Raw genomic sequence first — 20,571 nt, 5'->3', positions numbered from 1 at the left:
GTCCGCAAAATTAGGTGCGCTACATTAGAGGCATTTTCAGGGGAGATTAGAAAATGATTAGAAAGGGGAAACGCAGGAAGAGGGACTCATTAGCGGCGCGGGTGTACATACGCGGGGGTGGTAAATATATGCTGGCGTGTGCCCGCTACGCCGCGGGGAAGATCACCTGTATGGCCGTGCCTTCTCCAGGTTTGGAGTGAATGTACCTGCTGGCGCGGTGCCGTTCCAGTATTTGCGCGGTAAGGTGCAGGCCAATGCCATGCCCGCTCACGTGGCGCGTTTGGGAGCCGCGGTAAAACAGGTCGAATATGCGGGCCTGGTCTGCTTCCGCTATGCCGGGCCCCTGGTCGCGGATGGTGATGGAGAGCGCGTTGTGCTCTACGGTAAGGCTCACCGCAATGGGGTGGGGACGGGAAAACTTGATGGCATTGTCCAGCAAATTGGAAAGGGCTACGAACAGCAGCTCCCGGTTGCCTTGTACTATCAGCAGGTGCTCATGGTCAGCAATGCCACTGAAGTCCGCGGATATTTCCGCCTGCGGGTAATGCATGCCGGCCTTTTCCAGCACGTTCCATAATATCTCGTCTATCCTCACTGGCTGCATGTCCGTATCTGTGGCTATTTCCAGGCCGGAGAGCATCAACAGGCCTTCCATGATGGATTGCAGGTGAAGGGCATCTTTTTTCAGCAGCAGTAATTGCTGCTCGTATTCCTGCTGCTGCCGCGGTTGTTTGAGGGCCACCTCAATTTCCCCGATAATAGCGGCCAGTGGTGTTTTTAGCTCGTGCGAGGCATTTTTCAGGAAATTGCGCTGGCTTTTTACGCCGGCTTCCAACCGTTCCAGGAAGTAATTGAACGTGGTGATGAGCGCCGTCAGTTCATTGGCTTTGCCGGCGGGTGGCTGCAGGCGCGTGTGCAGGCTGTCTGCCGTAATGGCGTTCACTTTCCTGATGAGGCGGGAAAAAGGGGAGAAGGTACGCCGCGCCAGCCAGCGGGTCATCACGTAGTTGATGGCAATGCCCAGCACAAAAAAAACGGCCAGCATCCACCGCAGCGCGGCCAGCTGCTCGCGGCCGGTGGTGTTGTTGCCGGAGGCCACTACAATAAAATCTCCTTCGTTGTCTTTGTAAAAAATGCCGGAAAAATGCCGCCCGTTCATGCGGAAGTTGTAGCTGCCCTGTTTGGCAATGATGTTCAGTACGTTGTCTGGCAGCGTGATGTTCAGCTTGTCGTCAATGAACAGCGCGCGGTTGCCCGCATGGTAGAGCCGGATGGGCTCCCCGCTGATCTGCTTGTATTTTTCCTCTATTTCGCGGTATTTGGCGCTGTTCAGCTCATCTTTTTCGAGATAGAAAAAAGCGGCGGTGTTGGCGCGGCCCTGCAGTTTTTTATAGTACACTTCGCGGGTGTAATGCTCAAACAGCAGGTAGGCGCCCAGCAGCACAAACCCCAGCGTGCCGGCAAAAATAAGGGCGCTCTGGTTGCCTAGCTTAGCTCTCAGGCTCATGATCTTTCAGTTTCAGCATGTAGCCGCGCCCTTTGACGGTATGGATGAGGGGATGGGGAAAACCTTTGTCCAGCTTGCCACGCAGGTAGTTGATATATACGTCTACAATGTTGGTGTTGGAGCTGAAGTGGATGTCCCATACAGATTGCGCTATCTGCACGCGGGACAGCGCTTTTTCCCGGTTGCGCACCATGAAGGCCAGCAGCTTGAGCTCGCGCGGGGAGAGTTGCAGTTCTTTGCCCTGGCGGGTTGCGCTTTGTTCGGCAATATTGATCTCCACGCCGCCATAGCGCTGAAAGTCAACAATGCCGCGGTTAAATTCCATTCGCCGCAGCTGCGCGTTGATGCGGGCCAGCAACTCTTCAAAGAGGAAGGGTTTGGACAGGTAGTCATCCGCGCCGCATTGCAGGCCCCGCACCTTTTCTTCAGGAGTGTTGAGGGCGCTCAGCATGATCACCGGGGCGGTATTGCCCCGCTTGCGGAGCAGAGAGCATACTTCAAAACCGTCCAGCTCCGGCAGCATAATATCCAGGATGATAATGTCATACTCGTTCAGGGTGGCTTCCTGCAGGGCGTCTTCTCCGTTAGCGGCCACTTTTACCAGGTACATGTTTTCTTCCAGCCCTTTTTTGATGAAAGAGGCTACCCGGCTGTCATCTTCCGTCAGCAGTATCCTGTTCATACGGCAAAGGTCACGAAGATGGGGCAACCGGCAAGTTAAAATCACCTTAAAAAATAATTTATTACATTGAGCGGTAATTCAACCAGCATCCGTATCCGCGTTCCAGGCATGTATGACCGTTCACACACAGACAAAGCATTGTTCAGGCAGATCGCCGAAGGCGATGAAGCGGCCTTCCGCGAGCTGTTCCATGCATACGTACCGCAACTGGAGCCGCTGGTGATGCACCTCACCAAAACCGCTTCCGTTACGGAAGACATCATCCAGGAAACCTTCCTGCGCGTATGGCTCAACCGCGATAAGCTGGCGGATATTGAAAACCCCCGTTCCTGGCTGTTGCGCATCGTTTTTTACCAGTCTTTCTCCTGGTTGCGCAAGCAGGCCGTACACCACAAGGCCATCAACGCGCTGTCTCACAGCCGGGAAGAGGGGGAGGGCCGTAGCAGCACCGAAGAAGCCGTGGCCTTTACCGCCATGCTGCGCGTAGTGGGAGAGGCGGTGCAGCAATTGCCCACACAGGCCAAACGTATTTACCTGCTCAGCCGGGAAAAGGGCCTTCGCATCCCGGAAATTGCGGAGCAGCTGCATTTGTCTCCCAATACCGTCAAAAATTCTCTGGTACGCTCGCTGCAGGCCATCCGGAAACACATGGAGGCCGCGGGGCACTGGCTGCCCCTGCTGGTGCTGTGGATGATGGGCGGGATGTGATGGATTGATCTCCCATAAAATTTTTTTCCTCCCATAGGTCCTAAACTTCCGGTAACGCGTCTGTTACTATGAAAGCACCACGTAAACACAGAAAAACGATACTCAATTGACAACCCGCGAAAGACTGGCATACCTTCTCAAAAGGGCCACAGAGGCCGCTGCCACGGCGGAAGAGCTGGAAGAACTGGCCACGCTTGTGCGCAATGACGCGTCCGGAGCGCTTGCCGCGCAGGTAGAAGCGCAGCTGCGGACGGAGCTGCCTGCAACAGCAGGGCCGGATGCCTCCTCCACCTATTATTACAACAAAGACCGCTGGAACATCATAGCAGACCGTGTGCTGGCCGCAGACCGCCCCGCACCGGTCAGGATCATTCCCTGGCGCCGCCGCGCCTGGGCCGCCGCCGCTGTGCTGCTGCTGGCTTCCGCCGCCGCGTACTGGCTGCTGCGGCAGCCACGGGCCGTACAAGCACCGGTGGCAAAGGAGCAGCCCGCCCAAAAAGACATTGCCCCCGGCGGCAACAAGGCCGTGCTCACGCTGGCGGATGGCTCAGAAATAGTGCTGGACAGTGCGGGCAATGGCCTCCTGGCGCAGCAGGGCGGCGTGCGGGTAGTCAAAGCAGGCAGCGGGCAGCTGCAGTATGATGCGCCCGGCGCTGCCGGTGAAGCGGTGTTCAACAAAATATCCACGCCCCGGGGCGGACAATACCAGGTTGCCTTGCCAGACGGCAGCCGTGTTTGGCTGAATGCGTCCAGCAGCCTGCGCTACCCCTCAGCCTTCACCACTGCGGCTAGGGTGGTGGAGCTGCAGGGCGAAGCGTACTTCGAAGTGGCCAGGGCCGCCGGCAAACCCTTCCGGGTAAAGGTGGGCAATATGGAAGTGAAAGTGCTGGGCACGCACTTCAATATTATGGCGTATGAAGATGAAGAAACGGTAAAGACCACCCTGCTGGAAGGGGCGGTAGAAGTAACCGGCAGCGGTAGTACCAGGAAGCTGAAGCCCGGCCAGGGCGCCAGCCTGCACCGCCGCAGCGGCGTGCTGGAATTGCTGGCGGAAGTGAACACGGAAGAGGCGGTGGCCTGGAAGAACGGCTACATCCAGTTTGAAGGGAACGACATCCGCTCCGCCATGCGGCAGATTGCCCGCTGGTATGATGTGGACGTAGTATACAAAGGCAATGTGCCGGCTCACTTCAGGGGCATTGTGCCCAGGAACGTGCCTGTATCGCGCGTATTAAAAATGATGGAAATGACGGATGAAGTGCATTTCGAGATAGGAGAAAAACAGATTATTGTTTCACCATAAAAACCACGGCAGCAAACAACCAGCATTCTAACGTTATGAGTCCCTGAACCTTATACCATGGCCCAATAAAAAAGCCGGTAGCGTTCGTACCGCTCCCGGCCGGTTTTGGGCTATAAACCACAATCGTTTCGCAATTATTATTTATTTACCCATAACCATACAAATGTATGCATTTAGTGCTTTTTTCCCAAAGCAGGCCCCGGCATGCCCGGTGGCGCGCCAATATTCCGCGATTATCAGCAAAAACGTTACTGATCATGAAACTGATAGTGCTTTTGATGACCACTGCCTTACTGGAGGTACACGCGGCCGGGTTTGCACAAACTGTGTCCCTGAGCCGCCGCAATACCTCGCTGGAAAAGGTGTTTAAAGAGATCAGGAAGCAAACAGGCTATACCTTTTTATATACGGACGAACAGTTGTTCCATGCCCGCGCGGTAACGGTAGAGCTGAACAATGTGCCGCTGCGCGAAGCGCTTGATCACTGTTTTGACAACCAGCCGCTGCTCTATACCATCGCGGACAAGACCATCATCGTAAAGCGCAAGCCCCTGCCCCCGGCCGCGCAGAAAGCCGTGGCAGACATTGTGGTGAAAGGCCGTGTGGTGGACGATAAAGGCCAGCCGTTGCCGGGCGTTACCATACAGGTGAAAGGTACCGCCAGGGGTGTGGTGACCAATGCCAATGGCGAGTACAGTATTGACGCGCCCGGGCCTGACGCCGTGCTGGTGGTGTCCTCAATCGGCTTCAACCGCCGGGAGGTGGCCATCAACGGGCAAACCAGCCTGAACATCACGCTGGAAGTGGCCGCCTCCAAAATGGCGGAGCTGGTGGTGATCGGTTATGGCGAACAGAAAAGAGGTTCCCTCACCAGCGCCATCTCTTCCGTTACCGCCAAAGACTTTGAAGCACAACCGGTAAACCGCCTGGACCAGGTGCTGCAGGGCCGTGTTACCGGCGTGCAGGTCACCAATTCCGCCGGTTCTCCCGGCGGCGCTGTGCGCATCCGCATCAGGGGCGGCAACTCCATCAACGGGGACAACGGGCCGCTGTACGTGGTAGACGGCTTCATTGGCGCGGAGCTTTTCTCCATCAACCCGGATGATATTGAGTCTGTACAGGTGCTGAAAGACGCCGCCGCCACCGCTATTTTCGGCAGCCGCGGTTCTAACGGCGTAGTGTTGATCACTACTAAAAAAGGCAGCAAAGGAGGCTTGAAAGTGAACTTCACCAGCCGCCTCTCTTCTTCGCAGGTGATCAAAAAGCTGGACCTGCTCAGCGCGGAAGAATTTGCCCTCACGGCCAATGACCATGCCGCCGCTGTAGGTACCGCCAAACCGTTTACAGACGAACAAATAGCAGGTTTCCGCCAAAACGGCGGCACCAACTGGCAGGATGAGATCTTCCGCACCGCGCTGGGGCAGGAGTATATGCTGAACCTGGCCGGCGGCAACGAAAAGAGCGGGTACTTTATTTCCGGCAACTACCTCAACCAGGACGGGGTGATCAACAACTCTTCCTTCAAACGTTACACGCTCCGCTCCAATATCAATTCAAGGCTGACCGATAAAATATCCACCTTCCTCAATATCACCGGTTCCTACAGCACCGCGCAGAACGTGGATATTCCGCCGGATGGCCCCAAGAGCCCGCTGGCGCAGGCCATCACCTGGTCTCCCACCGTGCCCGTGCGCAAGGCGGATGGCACCTACACCGTGGCAGACCCTGTAAGCTCCGTGTTCTTTAACCCGGTGGCCCTTACTACAGAGCAATTGACCGCCAGGGACCGCATGCTGGCCAACTTCATCGGCGGCTTCAAGTTTGACGATATTGCCACACGCGGCCTCTCGCTGAACATCCAATACGGCGCCAACTACCTGGAGTACCAGGATAAGAGCTTTGCCGCCCGCGTGGTGAACTCCGGCACGTCTACCGCCGGCCTCCGCACCAACAAAGACATACGGATGCAGAGCACCAATACCCTCAATTACAAAAGAACGTTTAACGATCATAGCCTGGACGTTACCGGCGTGGTGGAATACCAGCAGGGCACGTACAATTACATGTCTTCCGGCGCGTCCAACCTCACGTACGAGAACTTTCTCTGGAACAACCTCACGCAGGGCACGCCCGGCAGCCCCGGCTCCGGCTATTCCAAGTGGGCCATTTTTTCCCTGGTGGGCCGTGTGAACTATGGGTATAAAGACCGCTACCTGCTGTCTGCCGCCATCCGCCGCGATGGTTCTTCCAAGTTCGTAGACAAGAACAAGTTCAGCTATTTCCCTTCTTTCTCTGCCGGATGGATGGTGTCTGAAGAGCCTTTCATGAAAAACCAGCAGTTGTTCAGCAACCTGAAGCTGCGCGGCAGCTGGGGCTTTACAGGCAGCGAAGGTGTAGGGCCGTACAGCACATTCTCGGCTTACAGCAACCGCATTGCTTCCTTCACCAACTCCACTTTCCTGAACGGTATCATACTAGGGAACATCGGCAACCCCGATCTGAAGTGGGAAACCACGGAACAGCAGAACATAGGGCTGGAAGCCGGTTTGCTGAAAGGGAGGATCAACTTCACGGCAGACTACTTCGTGAAAAACACGCGGGACCTGCTGCTGAACGAGAACCTGCCCATTTACCTGGGCGGCAACGTGATCACCCGCAACATTGGCACGGTGCAGAACAAGGGCTGGGAATTTTCTGTAGACGCGGATGTGCTGAACAAAGGCGCGGTTACCTGGAATACGGGCTTCAACATTTCCTTTGTGAAGAACAACGTAGTATCTATTGGTGACAGGTCTGTGATATTTGACCCCAACAACCGCCGTATTGGCGGGGGCATGTCCCCGCAGGCGGAGTTTGTGGTGATGCCCGGTCAGCCGCTGGGCGCCATCTGGGGCCTGCAATACCTCGGCACCTGGAAGCCCGGTGAAGAAACAGAAGCCGCCAAGTTCGGCGCCAAACCCGGCGATGCCAGGTATAAAGACATCAAGGCAGACGGTGTGATAGATGCGGGAGACTATGCAGTGATAGGCACCGGTATTCCCCGGACCACGCTGGGGTGGAACAACACCTTCAATTACAAGACCTTTTCGCTGAATATTTTCTTCCAGGGCATGTACGGCTTTGACAAGCTGAACTATAACAAGGCCGCGGCCCTGTACCACGGCGGTGATGCGCGTGAAGCCACGCACCGCGACATTCTTGACCGCTACGTACCCGGCAAGAACGAGCAGTCTGACATTCCCGCTTTCAGCACCACCAATAAAAACTTCACGCAATCTACCCGCTTCCTGGAAAGCTCGGATTTCCTGCGCCTGAAAAACATCAGCCTTTCCTACACGCTGCCCAAACCGGTGCTGCGGCGTGTAGGCCTGAAGGTATTTGTAAGCGCCACCAACCTGCTCACCTTTACTGACTACACCGGCATAGACCCGGAGGCCAGCTCTTCTTCCGGAGATTTCAGGCAGGGCATAGACTACGGCTCTTACCCCAATGCCAAAACCATTACGGGCGGGCTGACGCTGAATTTTTAATTAACAGATCCAAAACATCATCAAATGAAACGCCCAAAGAGAATTTGACGCATAGCAGGGGGCACCGGGCGTTTCATTTTGACCTTATAAAAAAGACAAAATATCATCAAATGAAAACATATTTCTTTGCATTGATCATATTATTGGCGGGTTGCAGCAAGGCGCTGGAAGAGAAGCCCCGCGGGTTGGTGGTAGGGTCAGAAGGCCTGAGCAGCCAGGCAGGCCTGGAAGCGGCGCTCACCGGTGCTTACGGCAGCCTGATGGTACCCTGGGAAAGCGGTTTTACCACCGTATCACAGATAGCGATGTGTATGGGCGCGGACGATCTTACCACGCACCCCGGTTCCAACAAGGAAGAGTTCAGGGAGTTTGACCGCTTCAACGTATCGTCGCTGAACAGCCGCATGACGCCCATCTGGCGCGGCTGCTATAAAGTGATACAATCTACCAACAACATCATCAACAACTACACCGCTGTAAAAGACGGGGAGGAAGCTACGGTACACGCCATTGTAGGAGAAGCCTACTTCCTGCGCGCCCTCAGCTACTACTGGCTCACACGTTACTGGGGCAAGGTGCCGCTGCTGCTGACCGAGAAATATTCAGCAGAACTGCTCAATGTTCAGAAAAGCGAGCCGGCCGCTATTTACAAGCAGATCGAAGAAGACCTGAAAAAAGCCGAAGAATGGGTGCCCAATACCAAGCGTAACCCCGGCAGGCCCAACAAGGGATCTGTGAAAGCGCTGCTGGCAGACGTATACCTGACGGAAGCCGGATGGCCGCTGAAAGATGCGTCCAAATACGCGCTGGCGGCAGCCAAGGCCAAAGAAGTGATAGACGCCAAAGCCACGTATAACTTTGACCTCTATCAAGACGGTTTCCTGAAAATATTTGCAGGCGGCACGGTAGAAGATGTGTTCACCATCTTCACGCGCGGCCAGTGGTCTACCTACAATTCTTTTTACGGCCTGTCTACCATGCCTGAAAATGAAGGCGGCTGGTCAGACTTTTTTCCCGAGCTGAACTTCTTCCACAACTTCCCCGAAGGCAGCAGGAAAGACGCTACCTTCTCCACCTCCTTTGTGGTGAACGGTGTTACCATTCCCTGGCAGGAGGTTACAACAAAACATCCCTACTACAAAAAGTTCACCATCCAGAGCGGCAACAAGGCCACTTACATGTCTAACAACCCGGTGATTATGATCCGCTATGCGCATGTGCTGCTGATCTATGCGGAAGCGCAGGCCCGGTCTGCCGGCACGCCTTCTCCGGAAGCCTATGCCGCTGTGAACGCGGTACGGCAGCGAGCCGGGCTGGGCAACCTGCCAGATGGCCTGGCCGGCCCCGTGTTTGCCGATGCCGTGCTGAATGAAAGAGCATGGGAGTTTGCCGGTGAATGGAGCCGCTGGTTTGACCTGGTGCGCCTGGAGCTGGTGGAGGCCGCCAATGAAGATAAAGATCCCGGAGACCTGGAGCCCGGCGCCATCACCAAGGAGAAATACTGGATGCCTGTACCCGGCGCAGACGCATTGGTGAACCCGAACCTCTGATCATATCCGCAATAGTACTTTCCACATGAAAAACACCCGTTATGAAAAAACGTTTACTGCTCCTGCTGGGCGGCATGTTGCTGTGCAACGTGCTAAAGGCCCAGTTCCTCCTGCTAGATGACATGGAAGGCAATGGCCCCTGCTCCGGCCGGTGGACGTATTACGCCGGCGCCAATGCCACCGGCAGCGTATTGTTCAATGTGCCCAACCCGGCCCCGTCTGCGGTGAACCCCAGCTCCCACGTAGCCAAATTCACCAAAGACACTACCTGTTTTGAGTACATGAGCGCCAGCTGCGGCCTTTCGTCCACCTTTGACCTGGCCACCAACGCCACGTTCAAAATGCTGGTGTACAGCAACGTGAAGGAAGAGGTGATGTTCAAGCTGCAGCCTGGCAATGACTATACCAAGGCCGTGTTTTTCACCTACGCGGTGAAAAATGTGAACCAGTGGGAAGAAGCTACGTTCAACTTCCAGAGCGTACGCAACAGAACAGACTTTGACCGTATTGCCGTGCAGTTCATAGACGGCAAAAAGGCCAACGGCATCCTGTACTTTGACCTGGTGCAGGCGCCCAACCCCATCGGGTTCACTTTTGACAATGCCCGTGTTCTCATGGGGCAGGAGCATGGCGTAGTGCTCACGGCCCGGCTGAACGGCGCCGTGCTGAACGATACGCTGCACAAACACAACTGGTACGCAGAGAACCTGCCGCCTGGTGTGAGCATAGACAGCGTGCTGCGTGTGAACGATACTACGGTGAACATTGTGCTGGCCGGCAACTCGCCCGCCAACTACTCCCGCACCGTGCTGAAGCTCACCGCGGCAGGGCAGGAAGTAGATGGCGCCAATACCCCGGCATATGCGGTAAAAGGGAACGTGGTGTTTGAAGGGAATCCCAACTGGACCATGATCTATAACGACGAGTTTGATACAGACGGCCTGCCGGACCGCAGCAAATGGACGGTAGACCCCAAACCCAAGGCCTGGATCAACGGGGAGCAGCAGGTATATACAGATACCCTGCATGATAATGCGCGCGTGCGCAACGGCAACCTGGTGATCACCGGCAAAAAAGATTTCCCTACCGGGGTGCCTACAGAGCCATGGTCTTCCGCCCGCCTTATTTCACAGGGCAAAATGGATTTCCTGTACGGCAAGGTGGAGGTGAAGGCCAAATTACCCAAGGCAAGAGGCTCCTGGCCCGCCATCTGGCTCATGCCCTCCGGTAGCGCTTACGGCGCCTGGCCGCGCAGCGGGGAGATAGACATCATGGAGCATGTAGGCAACAACTTCGGCAAGGCCATGTCTACCGTTCACACCCAAAACAGCAACTGGATGAATGGCGGCCACCTTACCGGCCAGCGCAACCTGCCCGATGCGCATACCAATTACCATGTGTACGCGCTGGAATGGAGCCCTGACTCATTGGTGTTCACCTATGACAGCGTGCATGTATATACCTACCGCAACCCGCAAACAGACTGGAAAGACTGGCCGTTTGACCAGAAATTCCACATCATCCTCAACGTGGCCATCGGCGGCGGTATGGGCGGCAATATTGTGGAAGGGGACTGGCCGGACAGTATGAGCGTGGACTATGTGCGGGTATACCAGAAAGGCCTGGGCACGCCTGTGCCGGACACGGTGATCGTTACGCCTGCCAACCAGCTGGTGCTGGCGGGTAAAACCATCCAGTATACCGCTAAGGTGCTGGACCAGAACGGCCACGTGATGGCCCTGGCGCCCCAGTGGAGCGTTACCGGCAACGGTAATACCATCACCACCGGCGGCCTGGCCACGCTTGACACGTCAGGCATTATTACGGCCAGCGCCACGCTGGAAGGAGTAACGGTGTCTGGCAAGGCATACGCGAACGTAAGGATACCGAACTATAAGCCGGTGCCCGCCAGAATAGAGGCGGAGGCGTTTGACAATTCCAACTCCTGCTGTACAGAACCCACGCAGGATACCAGCGGCACGGTCAATGTCAGCTACATTGGCAAAGGCACCTGGTTTGAATACGATATTGATGTACCGGATACCAACAAGTACCGCGTACAGCTCCGTGCCGCCGTCAGCTCCGCGGCCAGCGCGGCTATTATGCTGGATACGGCTACGCTCACCACGGTGCAGCTGCCGGCCACGGGAGGCTGGCAGCGCTGGGTAACTGTGTCTTCCGAAAAGATCAGGCTGAAAAAAGGCAAGCAGACCATCCGTATCTATTGCAACAACTCCGGTTGGAACTTTAACTGGCTGCGCATTGTGGATGCGGACAGCGTAACCCTCACCCGCATAGACGTAACCCCTGATTCCCTGACGCTGGAAGTAGGGGAAACGCAGCAATACAGCGCCAAAGGCTTTGACCAGCACGGCAACATTGTTTCCTTCACACCCAGGTGGAAGGTAGGCGGCACAGACAGCAGCCACACCATTACCGAGCAGGGGCTGTTCACCGCCGGTGATTCACTGGGCTGGTTCAAGGTAAAGGCGAGGGACAGCGGCGTAACCGGTATTGCCATGGTGAAGGTGGTACCGGTACCTGTGCTCACCCGTGCCGTGATACAGCCGGATACGGCTACCGTTCCGGCGGGTGCGTCTCACGCATTCAACATCACCGGGTACGATCAGTTTGACAGCATCATGCCCGTGCCGGACCAAAGCACATGGACGGTGACCGGCGCATCCAACAGCATTAGCAACAAAGGCGTATTTACGGCGGGAGACTCGCTGGGCACCTATCGCGTTACTTTCTCCTCTGGCACTGTAACCGATACGGCCTACGCCACCATAGCCTATACCTGTACGGTGAACGAGCGGTATGAGGCGGAATCCGCTTCCAACGTAGCGCCCGGCCCGGTGCTGCAGCCCTGTACAGACGAGGGCGGCGGGCAGAACTACACCGGCCTGGCAACCGGCCACTGGTTTGCCTACAGCAACCTGAACGTGCCCGTGGCGGGCCGGTACACTATGAGCTTCCGGGTATCTTCTACCGCGCCGGCGCAGATAAAGATTGGCCACAGCGGCATGATCTTCGGCGTGATACAGGTACCCTCCACCGGCGGCGCATGGAAAACCATTAAAGATACCATTACCCTGCCCGCGCTCAACTATACCGGTGTGCATGTGCAGTCAGGCAGCTTCAAGTTCAACTGGTTCAGCATAGACAATTGCGCCACGCCGCCGCCGGTGCTTACCCGGCTGGAGCTGGCGCCCGATACGGTTGAGCTGAGCAGCGGCGGCACGCAGCAGTTCACCGCCCAGGGCTTTGACGAGAACAACCAGCCCATGACGCTGCCCGCCCCGGTGTGGACGGTAACCGGCAGCGGCAATACCATTACGGCTACCGGGCTGCTGACGGCAGGCGCTCCCACCGGGCAATACACCGTAACGGTAACCGCCGGCGCTCTCAGCAAAACCGCGCACCTGAATATTGTGAACTACACCTGCACGGTGAACAATAAATACGAAGCGGAAAGCGCTTCCACCCGCCACCCCGGCCCGTACCTGCAAACCTGTACGGATGTAGGCGGTGGCCAGAACTTCACTGGCCTGGCAACGGGTCACTGGTTTGCCTATAACACCCTGGTGGTGCCCACAGCAGGTGTGTACACCGTTAACGTGCGCATATCTACCACGGCGCCCGCTCAACTGAGCGTTGGGCATGGAGGTGTAACGTTCGGTTACATAGATCTGCCCAACACCAATGGCACATGGCAAACCATAAAAGATACCATGACGCTGCCCGCTCTTTCCTACACGGGCATACACGTGAAGGCCGGCACCTTCAAATTCAACTGGTTCAGCATAGACAATTGCGTGCCGGATACCGCGCAGGCGCCCATGCTGATGGCCATAGCCCCGAAAGCGGAGAAGCCCGGACAGGCAGAAAGCGCCTGGCTGTTTCCCAACCCGGTTACGGCACAGGTGATCATCAACCTGCCGGAAGGGTTCCGCACCGCCACGCTGCTGGACATGCAGGGCCGCGCCATCAGGCAATGGGCCGTTCAGCCCGGAGAAACGCGGCTGGTGAAAGACCTCAGCTTCCTCAAAGCCGGGATGTACCTCATCCAGCTGAAAGGCAAGCGGGAAACGGAGGTGCTGCGGGTGGTGAAACAATAGTGTAAAACGTTGATAATTAAGGAGGATGGGCTGGAAAGCGGCTCATCCTTTTTTTTGTGCCCCGGGGCGGAACGGGTGTGATTATACGCCTTAGTGTGTCAAATTAAGGGTCATTGATGCAAAATTGGCGGGATAAGTAATTGATAAAGAGTATACCTGGATTAGACACAGGCTATACCTGGCCAATACCTATGTTTAACCTAGTTCTACCTATGTTAGACCTATATCCTACCTATATCACACCTATGTTAGACCTATATCCTACCTATATCAGACCTATGTTAGACCTATGTTAGACCTAGGTCTTGTCCTGAAATAGGTTTACACCTGGTTTAGAAAATACTGATATTGGTTTACAATGCTGAAAACTAATCCTGGTTCCGGCTTACAGGGTGTTAGCCCCCCCTGTTTACGGGGAATGCCCACAAACAAATTTGTGAAGATAGGAGATTTAACGCGCGCCGTATGCCGCTTTGCCTTAACTTGCTTCCATAATACGCAGCAGCCCGCGCTTATGAAGCTGAACAATGACGATATAGCTGCCTTACAACAACAACTGGCCACCGAAGGCAACCAGCAGGCGTATAAAACGCTGTACCTGTATTTTCAGCCATGGCTGTACCAGTTTGCCTATTCCTTTATCAAATCTCACGAACTGGCGGAAGAGATTGTATCTGACGTGTTTATCCGCATCTGGCAAAAAAGAACGCAGTTGCGGGAGGTGGAAAATTTGCGCCTGTACCTCTATGTATCCACCAAAAACCACGCGCTCAATTACCTTCAGAAAATACGCCGCAGCCATGTCTTTAACCTTGACGAGCTGAGCGTGGAAGTTACCAGCATACAGGCCAGTCCGGAGCAACTGCTCATTACCAAGGAGATGCATGACCGGGTAACGCTGGCGGTGAACCAGTTGCCCCTCCGCTGCAGAATGATCTTCAAGCTGGTAAAGGAAGACGGCCTCAAATACCGCGAAGTGGCGGAACTGCTGGGCATTTCCGTGAAAACCGTGGAAGCCCAGGTGACGCTGGCCATCAAAAAGCTGGGCAATACCATCCGGTTTGAAGCGGGGCGCTCCACGCCCCTGGGCAATTCAACAGGGGAATAAGCAACATGAAAACTTTTTTTTCTCCGGCTTAGGGGTATTTGCCCTTTGCCATTGTCCTCTATACACAACAATCCGTACACATGTCCAACAAGCAAGATGTGATCTGGGAACTGCTGGCTAAAAAACTGTCAGGCGAGGCCACCGCGGCCGAGCAGACGGAGCTGGAAGCGCTGCTGCGGCAGCACCCGGACATGCATTATGCCGCAGGCCACCTGTCTGACCTCTGGAAGCAGGACGCGCCGGTATCCCTTCACCAGCGGGAGCAGGCCTTTGCAGACCATCTTGACCGGATGAAGCTGGCGGGTGTAGATTGGGACGAGCCGGTGAAAAGCGGCCGCCGGGTTGTGATGAAATGGCTGACCGCCGCCGCGGCCGTGGTATTGCTGGCGGCTGCCGCCTGGTGGCTGATGCCCGCGCGCAACACCGCCGCGCCGGCAGTGGCGGAAGAAGTACATGCGGAAAAAGGCACGCGCTCCCGCGTAACGCTGCCAGACGGGTCTGTGGTATGGCTCAATGCAGACAGCCGCCTTACCTATAAAGATGATTTTAACGGCGCCCTGCGGGAGGTGTACCTGGAAGGCGAAGCGTACTTCGACGTGGTGAAAGACGCGGATAAACCCTTCATCATTCACACGGCCCGCATGCACATCAGGGTATTGGGCACCACCTTCAATGTGCGTGCTTACCCGAACGAGCGTACAGCAGAAACCGCCCTCATCAGGGGAAGCGTGGAAGTAAGCGCCCAGGGAGAAAAGATGCGGCCCGTTATTTTGAGACCGAATGAAAAACTGGTGCTGTACCTGGACGGGCAGCAACCGGACACCATAAACGAACAACCAAAACAGGAATTTGCCATCCGCCCGCTGCATGTGGCGGAGCAGGACGGCCTTCCCCTGGAAACTGCCTGGGTGGAGAATAAACTGGTATTCCGCGATGAGGCGTTCGGCACCCTGGCCGCGCGCCTGGAACGATGGTACGGCGTACAGATCAGCCTGAACGGCCCGGAAGTAAAGGACCTCCGCTTCACAGGCCGGTTTGAAAAAGAAACAATAGAGCAGGTATTGAAAGCACTACAGATCACGGCAGAGTTCAGGTATTCAATGAACGGCAAGAACATTTCTATTTTTCAACAGTAATCATTCAAAGTAAAGGTAACTGACCTGCGCCAGGCGGGTAATTTGCGAAGATTTTTTCGCGGAAAGGGTTTCCTATTTAATCACCATTTCTACGCACGATTATGAAAAAACATCAACATGGATGGAAGCGCCTGTTTACCACCGTTTTGCTGCTGGCGGCATGCCTGCACGTTTCGGCAAACGGCTTTTCACAGGTGAAGATCACGTTGCAGGTGAAGGATGTAGATATACAAACTGCATTCGAACGCATCGAAAAACAATCCGGCTACCGCATCCTGTACAACCAGGCATTGCTGAAAGGCATTGGCAGGGTGTCTGTAAACGCGCGCAACGAGCCGGTGCGCGAAGTGCTCAACAAACTGCTGGAAGACACGCCGCTGGCTTATGAAGTAATGGAGAACGAACTGATAGTGCTGAAAAGAAAAAACGCCAGCCCGCAAGACGTAAAGGTAACCGGTAAGGTCACAGACGCCACAGGCGCGTCGGTACCGGGCGCCACCGTACACGTGAAAGGCACTTCAACGGGTACGGTTACGGATGCGGAAGGCAATTACAGCATTACGGTGCCGGATAACGGGGTGCTGGTGTTCACCTACATCGGCTATGTAACGCAGGAAGTGCCCATTACCGATCAAACTGTTGTGAACATTGTGCTGCAAACCGCCTCGCAAGATCTGGAGCAGGTGGTGGTGGTAGGCTACGGTACGCAACGGAAGCGGGACCTTACCGGCACCATTACCTCCGTAAAAGGGGAAGATATTGCCCGCATGCCCAACACCAACCCCATTTCTTCCCTGCAGGGCAAGGTGGCCGGCCTTACCGTGGTAAACAGCGGGGTGCCGGGCGCCTCTCCTACGGTACGCATCCGCGGGGTGAACAGTACCAACAACTCCAACCCCCTGTATGTGGTAGACGGCGTGTTCCAGCAGAACATAGATTACCTCAACCCGGCGGAAATAGAAAGCATAGAAATACTGCGAGACCCTTCATCGATGGCTATTTTTGGTCTTAGCGGCGGCAACGGCGTTATTGTAGTGACCACCAAAAGGGCCGCAAAGGGGGAAACGCGGGTAACCTTGCAAAGCGCCATCGGCATGCAGAAAGTGAATAACCTGATAGATGTAACAGATGCCACGGGTTTTAGGAAATTGTTTGACGAACAACTGAAAAACATCAACGCTACTCCTTTTGACTATACCAACTACACCGCCAACACCAACTGGCAGGAGCTGGTGTTGCGTACCGCCATGCTGAACAACAACAGTCTCAGCATTTCCAACAGCGGAGAAAAAACAACTACCCTCCTTAACCTGGGGTACAACACGCACGAAGGCGTGTTGCGAAACGGCAAATACCAACGTATTGTGGCCCGGCTGAATGAAGAAATAAGGATCAACAACAACCTGAAAGTGGGCGGAGACATTACCGGCACCCACTGGATATTGAACAGTGCAGGCGCAGACCTCAACAACGCCAAATTTGCGGCGCCTATAGTGCCTGTTCAGTACAATGAGAACACTTACTACAGCATGCCGTCTTTCCAGCGCACGCAGGTGGGCAACCCTGTAGCCCGCCTCAACAATATGGACGGCAACTCCGTGAACAAAGGCTACCGCTTTGTGGGCAGCGTATTCGGGGAACTGAAGTTCCTGCAAAATTTCACCTGGCGCTCTGCTTTCTACACAGACCTGGGCTTTAACAACAACCGCGGCTACAGCCCGTTACCCTTCGCCTTCATCAACCTGGGCGAGGGGAACGTGCCTACAGACACTACCGTTAACACCAACGTGCGTACCGGGGTGAACCAGCGGCAGGAAGAGTTCCGCAAGTTCCAGCAAGACCACACCCTTACCTTCGACAAGACCTTTAACGAAGTACACAAGGTGACAGCGGTAGCCGGTTTCACTACCTACTACGAAGGCAACACCAATCTGAACGCCAACAGAACGGATACCACGCTGAACATTCCCCGTCAGCCGGATTACTGGTATGTGGGCATTGTAGACCCTTCCATGCCGGGCGGTTTTGGCGGCGGCGGTGACGAGTACACGTCTATCGGCATGTTGGCCCGGGTGAATTATGCTTATGCCAATAAATACCTGCTGAACCTTTCTTACCGCAGGGACGGGCTGTCAAAGATCAGTCCCGCCAACCGCTGGGGCAACTTTGGCGGCGTGGGTGCCGGCTGGGTGGTCAGCGAAGAAGAATTTTTCAAACCGGTAGGCGGCATCAACTTCCTGAAGCTGCGCGGCTCATGGGGCACCATTGGCAGCGCACAGGGCATCCGCAACAATATTTTCCGCGCCGGTGTGAAAACTTCTTCTACCGGTGTATTTGGAGACAATATTTATACTTCCGTGGAACCGGATTATATACCTGACCCCAACCTCAAATGGGAAGTGGTACACGGGCTGGACGTAGGGCTAGACGTACGCGCCTTCGCCAACAGGCTGAGCGCTGAAATAACGCTGTACAACCGCAAAACAAAAGATATTATTACCACTGTTACGCTGCCCGGCACTTTAGGGAACCAGTCTTACATCACTAACCTGGGCACTATTTCCAACAAAGGGGTGGAAGTTACGCTCGGCTGGAACGATCATGTAGGGGAGGACTTTTCTTACAGCATATCGCCCAACTTCAGCTATAACCGCAACAGGGTGGAATCTATTGGTGATAATTTCAACTTCCTTCTCATTGGTAACAGCGGCGCCAACAGAACGATCACAGGCGAGTCTATTGGCCATTTTTACGGGTATAAGCAGACCGGCATTTACCAGTCTTCCGCAGACATGGATAAAATGCCCCGCATGTCTAATTCCCTGCCGGGAGACATTGCTTTTGCCGATACTGACGGTGACGGGGCTATTACGCCTAATGACCGTATCAACCTCGGCTCTCCTTTCCCGGACTACAGTTTTGGGGTAAGCGTGAACCTCCGCTACCGGCAGTTTGACCTGGTGCTGGAAGGACAGGGCGTAGCCGGCAATTATGTATACACCCAGCGGCGCACTGGCAACTTTGCCACGCTCAACTATGAAAGCAACCGGCTAAATGCCTGGAGCGGTCCCGGCACCAGCAACGTAGAGCCCATTCTTGACAATACCCGCGCCAATAACTATTTGTTCAGCAATTATTTCCTGGAACCGGGCGATTATTTCCGTTTCCGTACCGTGCAACTGGGTTACAGCTTCAGCAGGGACCTGCTGACAAAAACGGGCCTGCAGGCCGTGCGCCTGTACCTGAGCGGGCAAAACCTGCATACGTTCAGCAGAACAACAGGCTACACCCCGGAAGCGCCCATCAGCACTATCCTGGGAGCAGGGGCAGACAACGGCGTATATCCTTTGCCTGCCACCTACACGTTTGGCCTGAATGTAACCTTTTAACGAACTGATCAAATTCTGATACGATGAAATTATTCAAGAGATACACCGCTTTCCTGTTATGCACAGCAGCAGTGTGCCTGCTTTGGGCAGGATGTAAAAGAGGTTTCCTGGACCGCAGCCCGCAGGGATCATACACTACGGATACCTACCCGTACCCGAAAGGCGCCGGCCCGTATGACCAGTATGTATTTGCCTGTTATGACGTTATGCGTTCATACGATGTAACGGTAATGCCCTTCGTGTCTGCCACCAGCATCCGCAGCGATGATGCGGACAAAGGCAGTACGCCTTCAGACGATGGCGGCAACATCCAGATGGACAATTTAACGCTCACACCCTCTAACGGCCTGTGTAACGCCTTGTGGCTGGGGCATTTCAGCCTGATCAACAGGGCCAACATCGTGCTTGACCAGATCAAGAAAGACCCTGATCCCAACACCTCGCAAGATGCTAAGGTACAGGCGGAAGCCGAGGCCAGGTTCTTCCGCGGGTATGGTTACTTTATGCTGGTACGTTTGTTTGGCCGTGTGCCGCTGATCGATTCGGTGTCTTCCGTGCCTGTGTCACAGGCCAACGTGCCGCAAAGCCCGCCCGCTGCCATTTACGCCCTCATAGAAAGCGACCTGCAGTTTGCCGCGGCCAACCTGCCGCTCAACTGGGACCCGCGTTTTATTGGCCGTGCCTCCAAAGGCGCCGCTAACGGGCTGTTGGCCAAAGTGTACATCACCCAGCAAAAATGGGCACAGGCCATGACGGCCGCGCAGCAGGTGATCGAAAGCGGCCAGTACGATCTTTCCACGCCTTATGCTACCATATTCGGGGAAGACGGCGAGAACAGCAAGGAATCCATTTTTGAAGTACAGGCCACAGCTACGTTGAACGAGAAACGGAGCAACGGTTCCCAGCATGCGAGCATACAGGGCGTAAGAGGCTCCGGTATCTGGAACCTGGGCTGGGGCTTCAACTCGCCCAGCCCTGAACTGGATGCTGCGTACGAAACGGGAGACCCGCGCAGAGTGCGCACCATCCTGTACGCCGGCGGAACGTCTGTATGGGGCGAAGCGGTGCCCGCCGGGCTACCCAATCCCCGTTACAATCACAAAACGCTCAGCAACCCTGCCATGCGCAACAAGATACTGGACAATTTCAGTTACTGGATGAACGTACGCCTGCTGCGCTATGCGGATGTGGTACTGCTCTACGCCGAAGCCGCCAATGAAACCGGCAATACGCCGGAAGCGCTGGCCAAGCTGGAGCTGGTGCGTAAAAGGGCGCGCGGTACAGACAACAGTATTCTGCCGCAGATCACGGAAACGGATAAAGATCTGCTCCGGGAGATCATCCGGCATGAACGCCGCGTGGAAATGGGTATGGAGTACGACCGCTTTTTTGACCTGGTGCGCTGGGGCATAGCAGGTCCGGTACTGCAGGCCGCGGGTAAAAACTTTGTAGTAGGCAAGCATGAGCTGCTGCCCATTCCGCAAACGCAGATAGACATCAGCAACGGTGTGCTCACGCAAAACTCCGGTTATTGATC

At 55.3% G+C, this 20,571-nt stretch carries 11 protein-coding genes; 9 read left to right on the top strand and 2 right to left on the bottom strand.

Going from position 1 to position 20,571, the window contains the following annotated elements:
* Window positions 1-145: 145 nt before the first annotated feature.
* Window positions 146-1,507 carry a HAMP domain-containing sensor histidine kinase gene (locus tag D3A97_RS18825; protein WP_198674066.1) on the bottom strand — a complete coding sequence of 454 codons (1,362 nt, stop codon included), beginning with the start codon at window positions 1,505-1,507 and terminating at the stop codon, window positions 146-148.
* Window positions 1,491-2,189 carry a response regulator transcription factor gene (locus D3A97_RS18820; RefSeq protein WP_119080055.1) on the bottom strand — a complete coding sequence of 233 codons (699 nt, stop codon included), beginning with the start codon at window positions 2,187-2,189 and terminating at the stop codon, window positions 1,491-1,493. Before D3A97_RS18820 ends, D3A97_RS18825 begins: the two co-directional genes overlap by 17 nt.
* Window positions 2,190-2,255: 66 nt before the next feature.
* Between D3A97_RS18820 and D3A97_RS18815 the strand changes: the two genes are divergently transcribed.
* The 9 genes from D3A97_RS18815 to D3A97_RS18775 all read left to right on the top strand — a co-directional run bounded on the left by D3A97_RS18815 (window position 2,256) and on the right by D3A97_RS18775 (window position 20,569).
* Window positions 2,256-2,897 (top strand): RNA polymerase sigma factor, encoded by a 642-nt coding sequence (locus tag D3A97_RS18815; RefSeq protein ID WP_119080054.1) that lies wholly within the window; start codon window positions 2,256-2,258, stop codon window positions 2,895-2,897.
* Window positions 2,898-3,003: 106 nt separating this feature from the next.
* The gene (locus D3A97_RS18810; RefSeq protein WP_119080053.1) at window positions 3,004-4,200 is read left to right on the top strand and encodes a FecR family protein; all 1,197 of its coding nucleotides are present in this window, start codon (window positions 3,004-3,006) and stop codon (window positions 4,198-4,200) included.
* 257 nt (window positions 4,201-4,457) lie between these two features.
* Window positions 4,458-7,730 (top strand): TonB-dependent receptor, encoded by a 3,273-nt coding sequence (locus D3A97_RS18805; protein ID WP_198674065.1) that lies wholly within the window; start codon window positions 4,458-4,460, stop codon window positions 7,728-7,730.
* A gap of 110 nt (window positions 7,731-7,840) precedes the next feature.
* Complete coding sequence (locus D3A97_RS18800) at window positions 7,841-9,280, top strand: RagB/SusD family nutrient uptake outer membrane protein (protein WP_119080051.1); 1,440 nt, start codon at window positions 7,841-7,843, stop codon at window positions 9,278-9,280.
* A 41-nt stretch (window positions 9,281-9,321) separates the two neighbouring features.
* The gene (locus D3A97_RS18795) at window positions 9,322-13,401 is read left to right on the top strand and encodes a carbohydrate-binding protein (RefSeq protein WP_119080050.1); all 4,080 of its coding nucleotides are present in this window, start codon (window positions 9,322-9,324) and stop codon (window positions 13,399-13,401) included.
* Window positions 13,402-13,915: 514 nt separating this feature from the next.
* Complete coding sequence (locus D3A97_RS18790) at window positions 13,916-14,509, top strand: RNA polymerase sigma factor (RefSeq protein ID WP_119080186.1); 594 nt, start codon at window positions 13,916-13,918, stop codon at window positions 14,507-14,509.
* An 80-nt stretch (window positions 14,510-14,589) separates the two neighbouring features.
* Window positions 14,590-15,645: a FecR family protein gene (locus D3A97_RS18785; RefSeq protein ID WP_119080049.1), complete on the top strand. Its 1,056-nt coding sequence runs from the start codon at window positions 14,590-14,592 to the stop codon at window positions 15,643-15,645.
* A 101-nt stretch (window positions 15,646-15,746) separates the two neighbouring features.
* On the top strand, window positions 15,747-19,034 hold the full coding sequence (locus tag D3A97_RS18780; protein ID WP_119080048.1) for a SusC/RagA family TonB-linked outer membrane protein: 3,288 nt from the start codon (window positions 15,747-15,749) through the stop codon (window positions 19,032-19,034).
* 23 nt (window positions 19,035-19,057) lie between these two features.
* Window positions 19,058-20,569, top strand: a complete 1,512-nt coding sequence (locus D3A97_RS18775; RefSeq protein WP_119080047.1) for a RagB/SusD family nutrient uptake outer membrane protein — start codon at window positions 19,058-19,060, stop codon at window positions 20,567-20,569.
* Window positions 20,570-20,571 lie beyond the last annotated feature (2 nt).

It is taken from the genome of Chitinophaga alhagiae (assembly GCF_003568665.1).
Classification (GTDB): Bacteria; Bacteroidota; Bacteroidia; order Chitinophagales; family Chitinophagaceae; genus Chitinophaga; species Chitinophaga alhagiae.
Note: the sequence above shows the minus strand (reverse complement) of the source record. Positions and strands in the feature narration are given on the sequence as shown.

What these genes read in the sequence shown, in the direction of transcription:
- D3A97_RS18805 (WP_198674065.1), top strand. Translation starts at nt 4,458, where the DNA reads ATGAAACTGATAGTGCTTTTGATGACCACTGCCTTACTGGAGGTACAC.
- D3A97_RS18820 (WP_119080055.1), bottom strand. Translation starts at nt 2,189, where the DNA reads ATGAACAGGATACTGCTGACGGAAGATGACAGCCGGGTAGCCTCTTTC.
- D3A97_RS18800 (WP_119080051.1), top strand. Translation starts at nt 7,841, where the DNA reads ATGAAAACATATTTCTTTGCATTGATCATATTATTGGCGGGTTGCAGC.
- D3A97_RS18785 (WP_119080049.1), top strand. Translation starts at nt 14,590, where the DNA reads ATGTCCAACAAGCAAGATGTGATCTGGGAACTGCTGGCTAAAAAACTG.
- D3A97_RS18775 (WP_119080047.1), top strand. Translation starts at nt 19,058, where the DNA reads ATGAAATTATTCAAGAGATACACCGCTTTCCTGTTATGCACAGCAGCA.
- D3A97_RS18795 (WP_119080050.1), top strand. Translation starts at nt 9,322, where the DNA reads ATGAAAAAACGTTTACTGCTCCTGCTGGGCGGCATGTTGCTGTGCAAC.
- D3A97_RS18825 (WP_198674066.1), bottom strand. Translation starts at nt 1,507, where the DNA reads ATGAGCCTGAGAGCTAAGCTAGGCAACCAGAGCGCCCTTATTTTTGCC.
- D3A97_RS18790 (WP_119080186.1), top strand. Translation starts at nt 13,916, where the DNA reads ATGAAGCTGAACAATGACGATATAGCTGCCTTACAACAACAACTGGCC.
- D3A97_RS18780 (WP_119080048.1), top strand. Translation starts at nt 15,747, where the DNA reads ATGAAAAAACATCAACATGGATGGAAGCGCCTGTTTACCACCGTTTTG.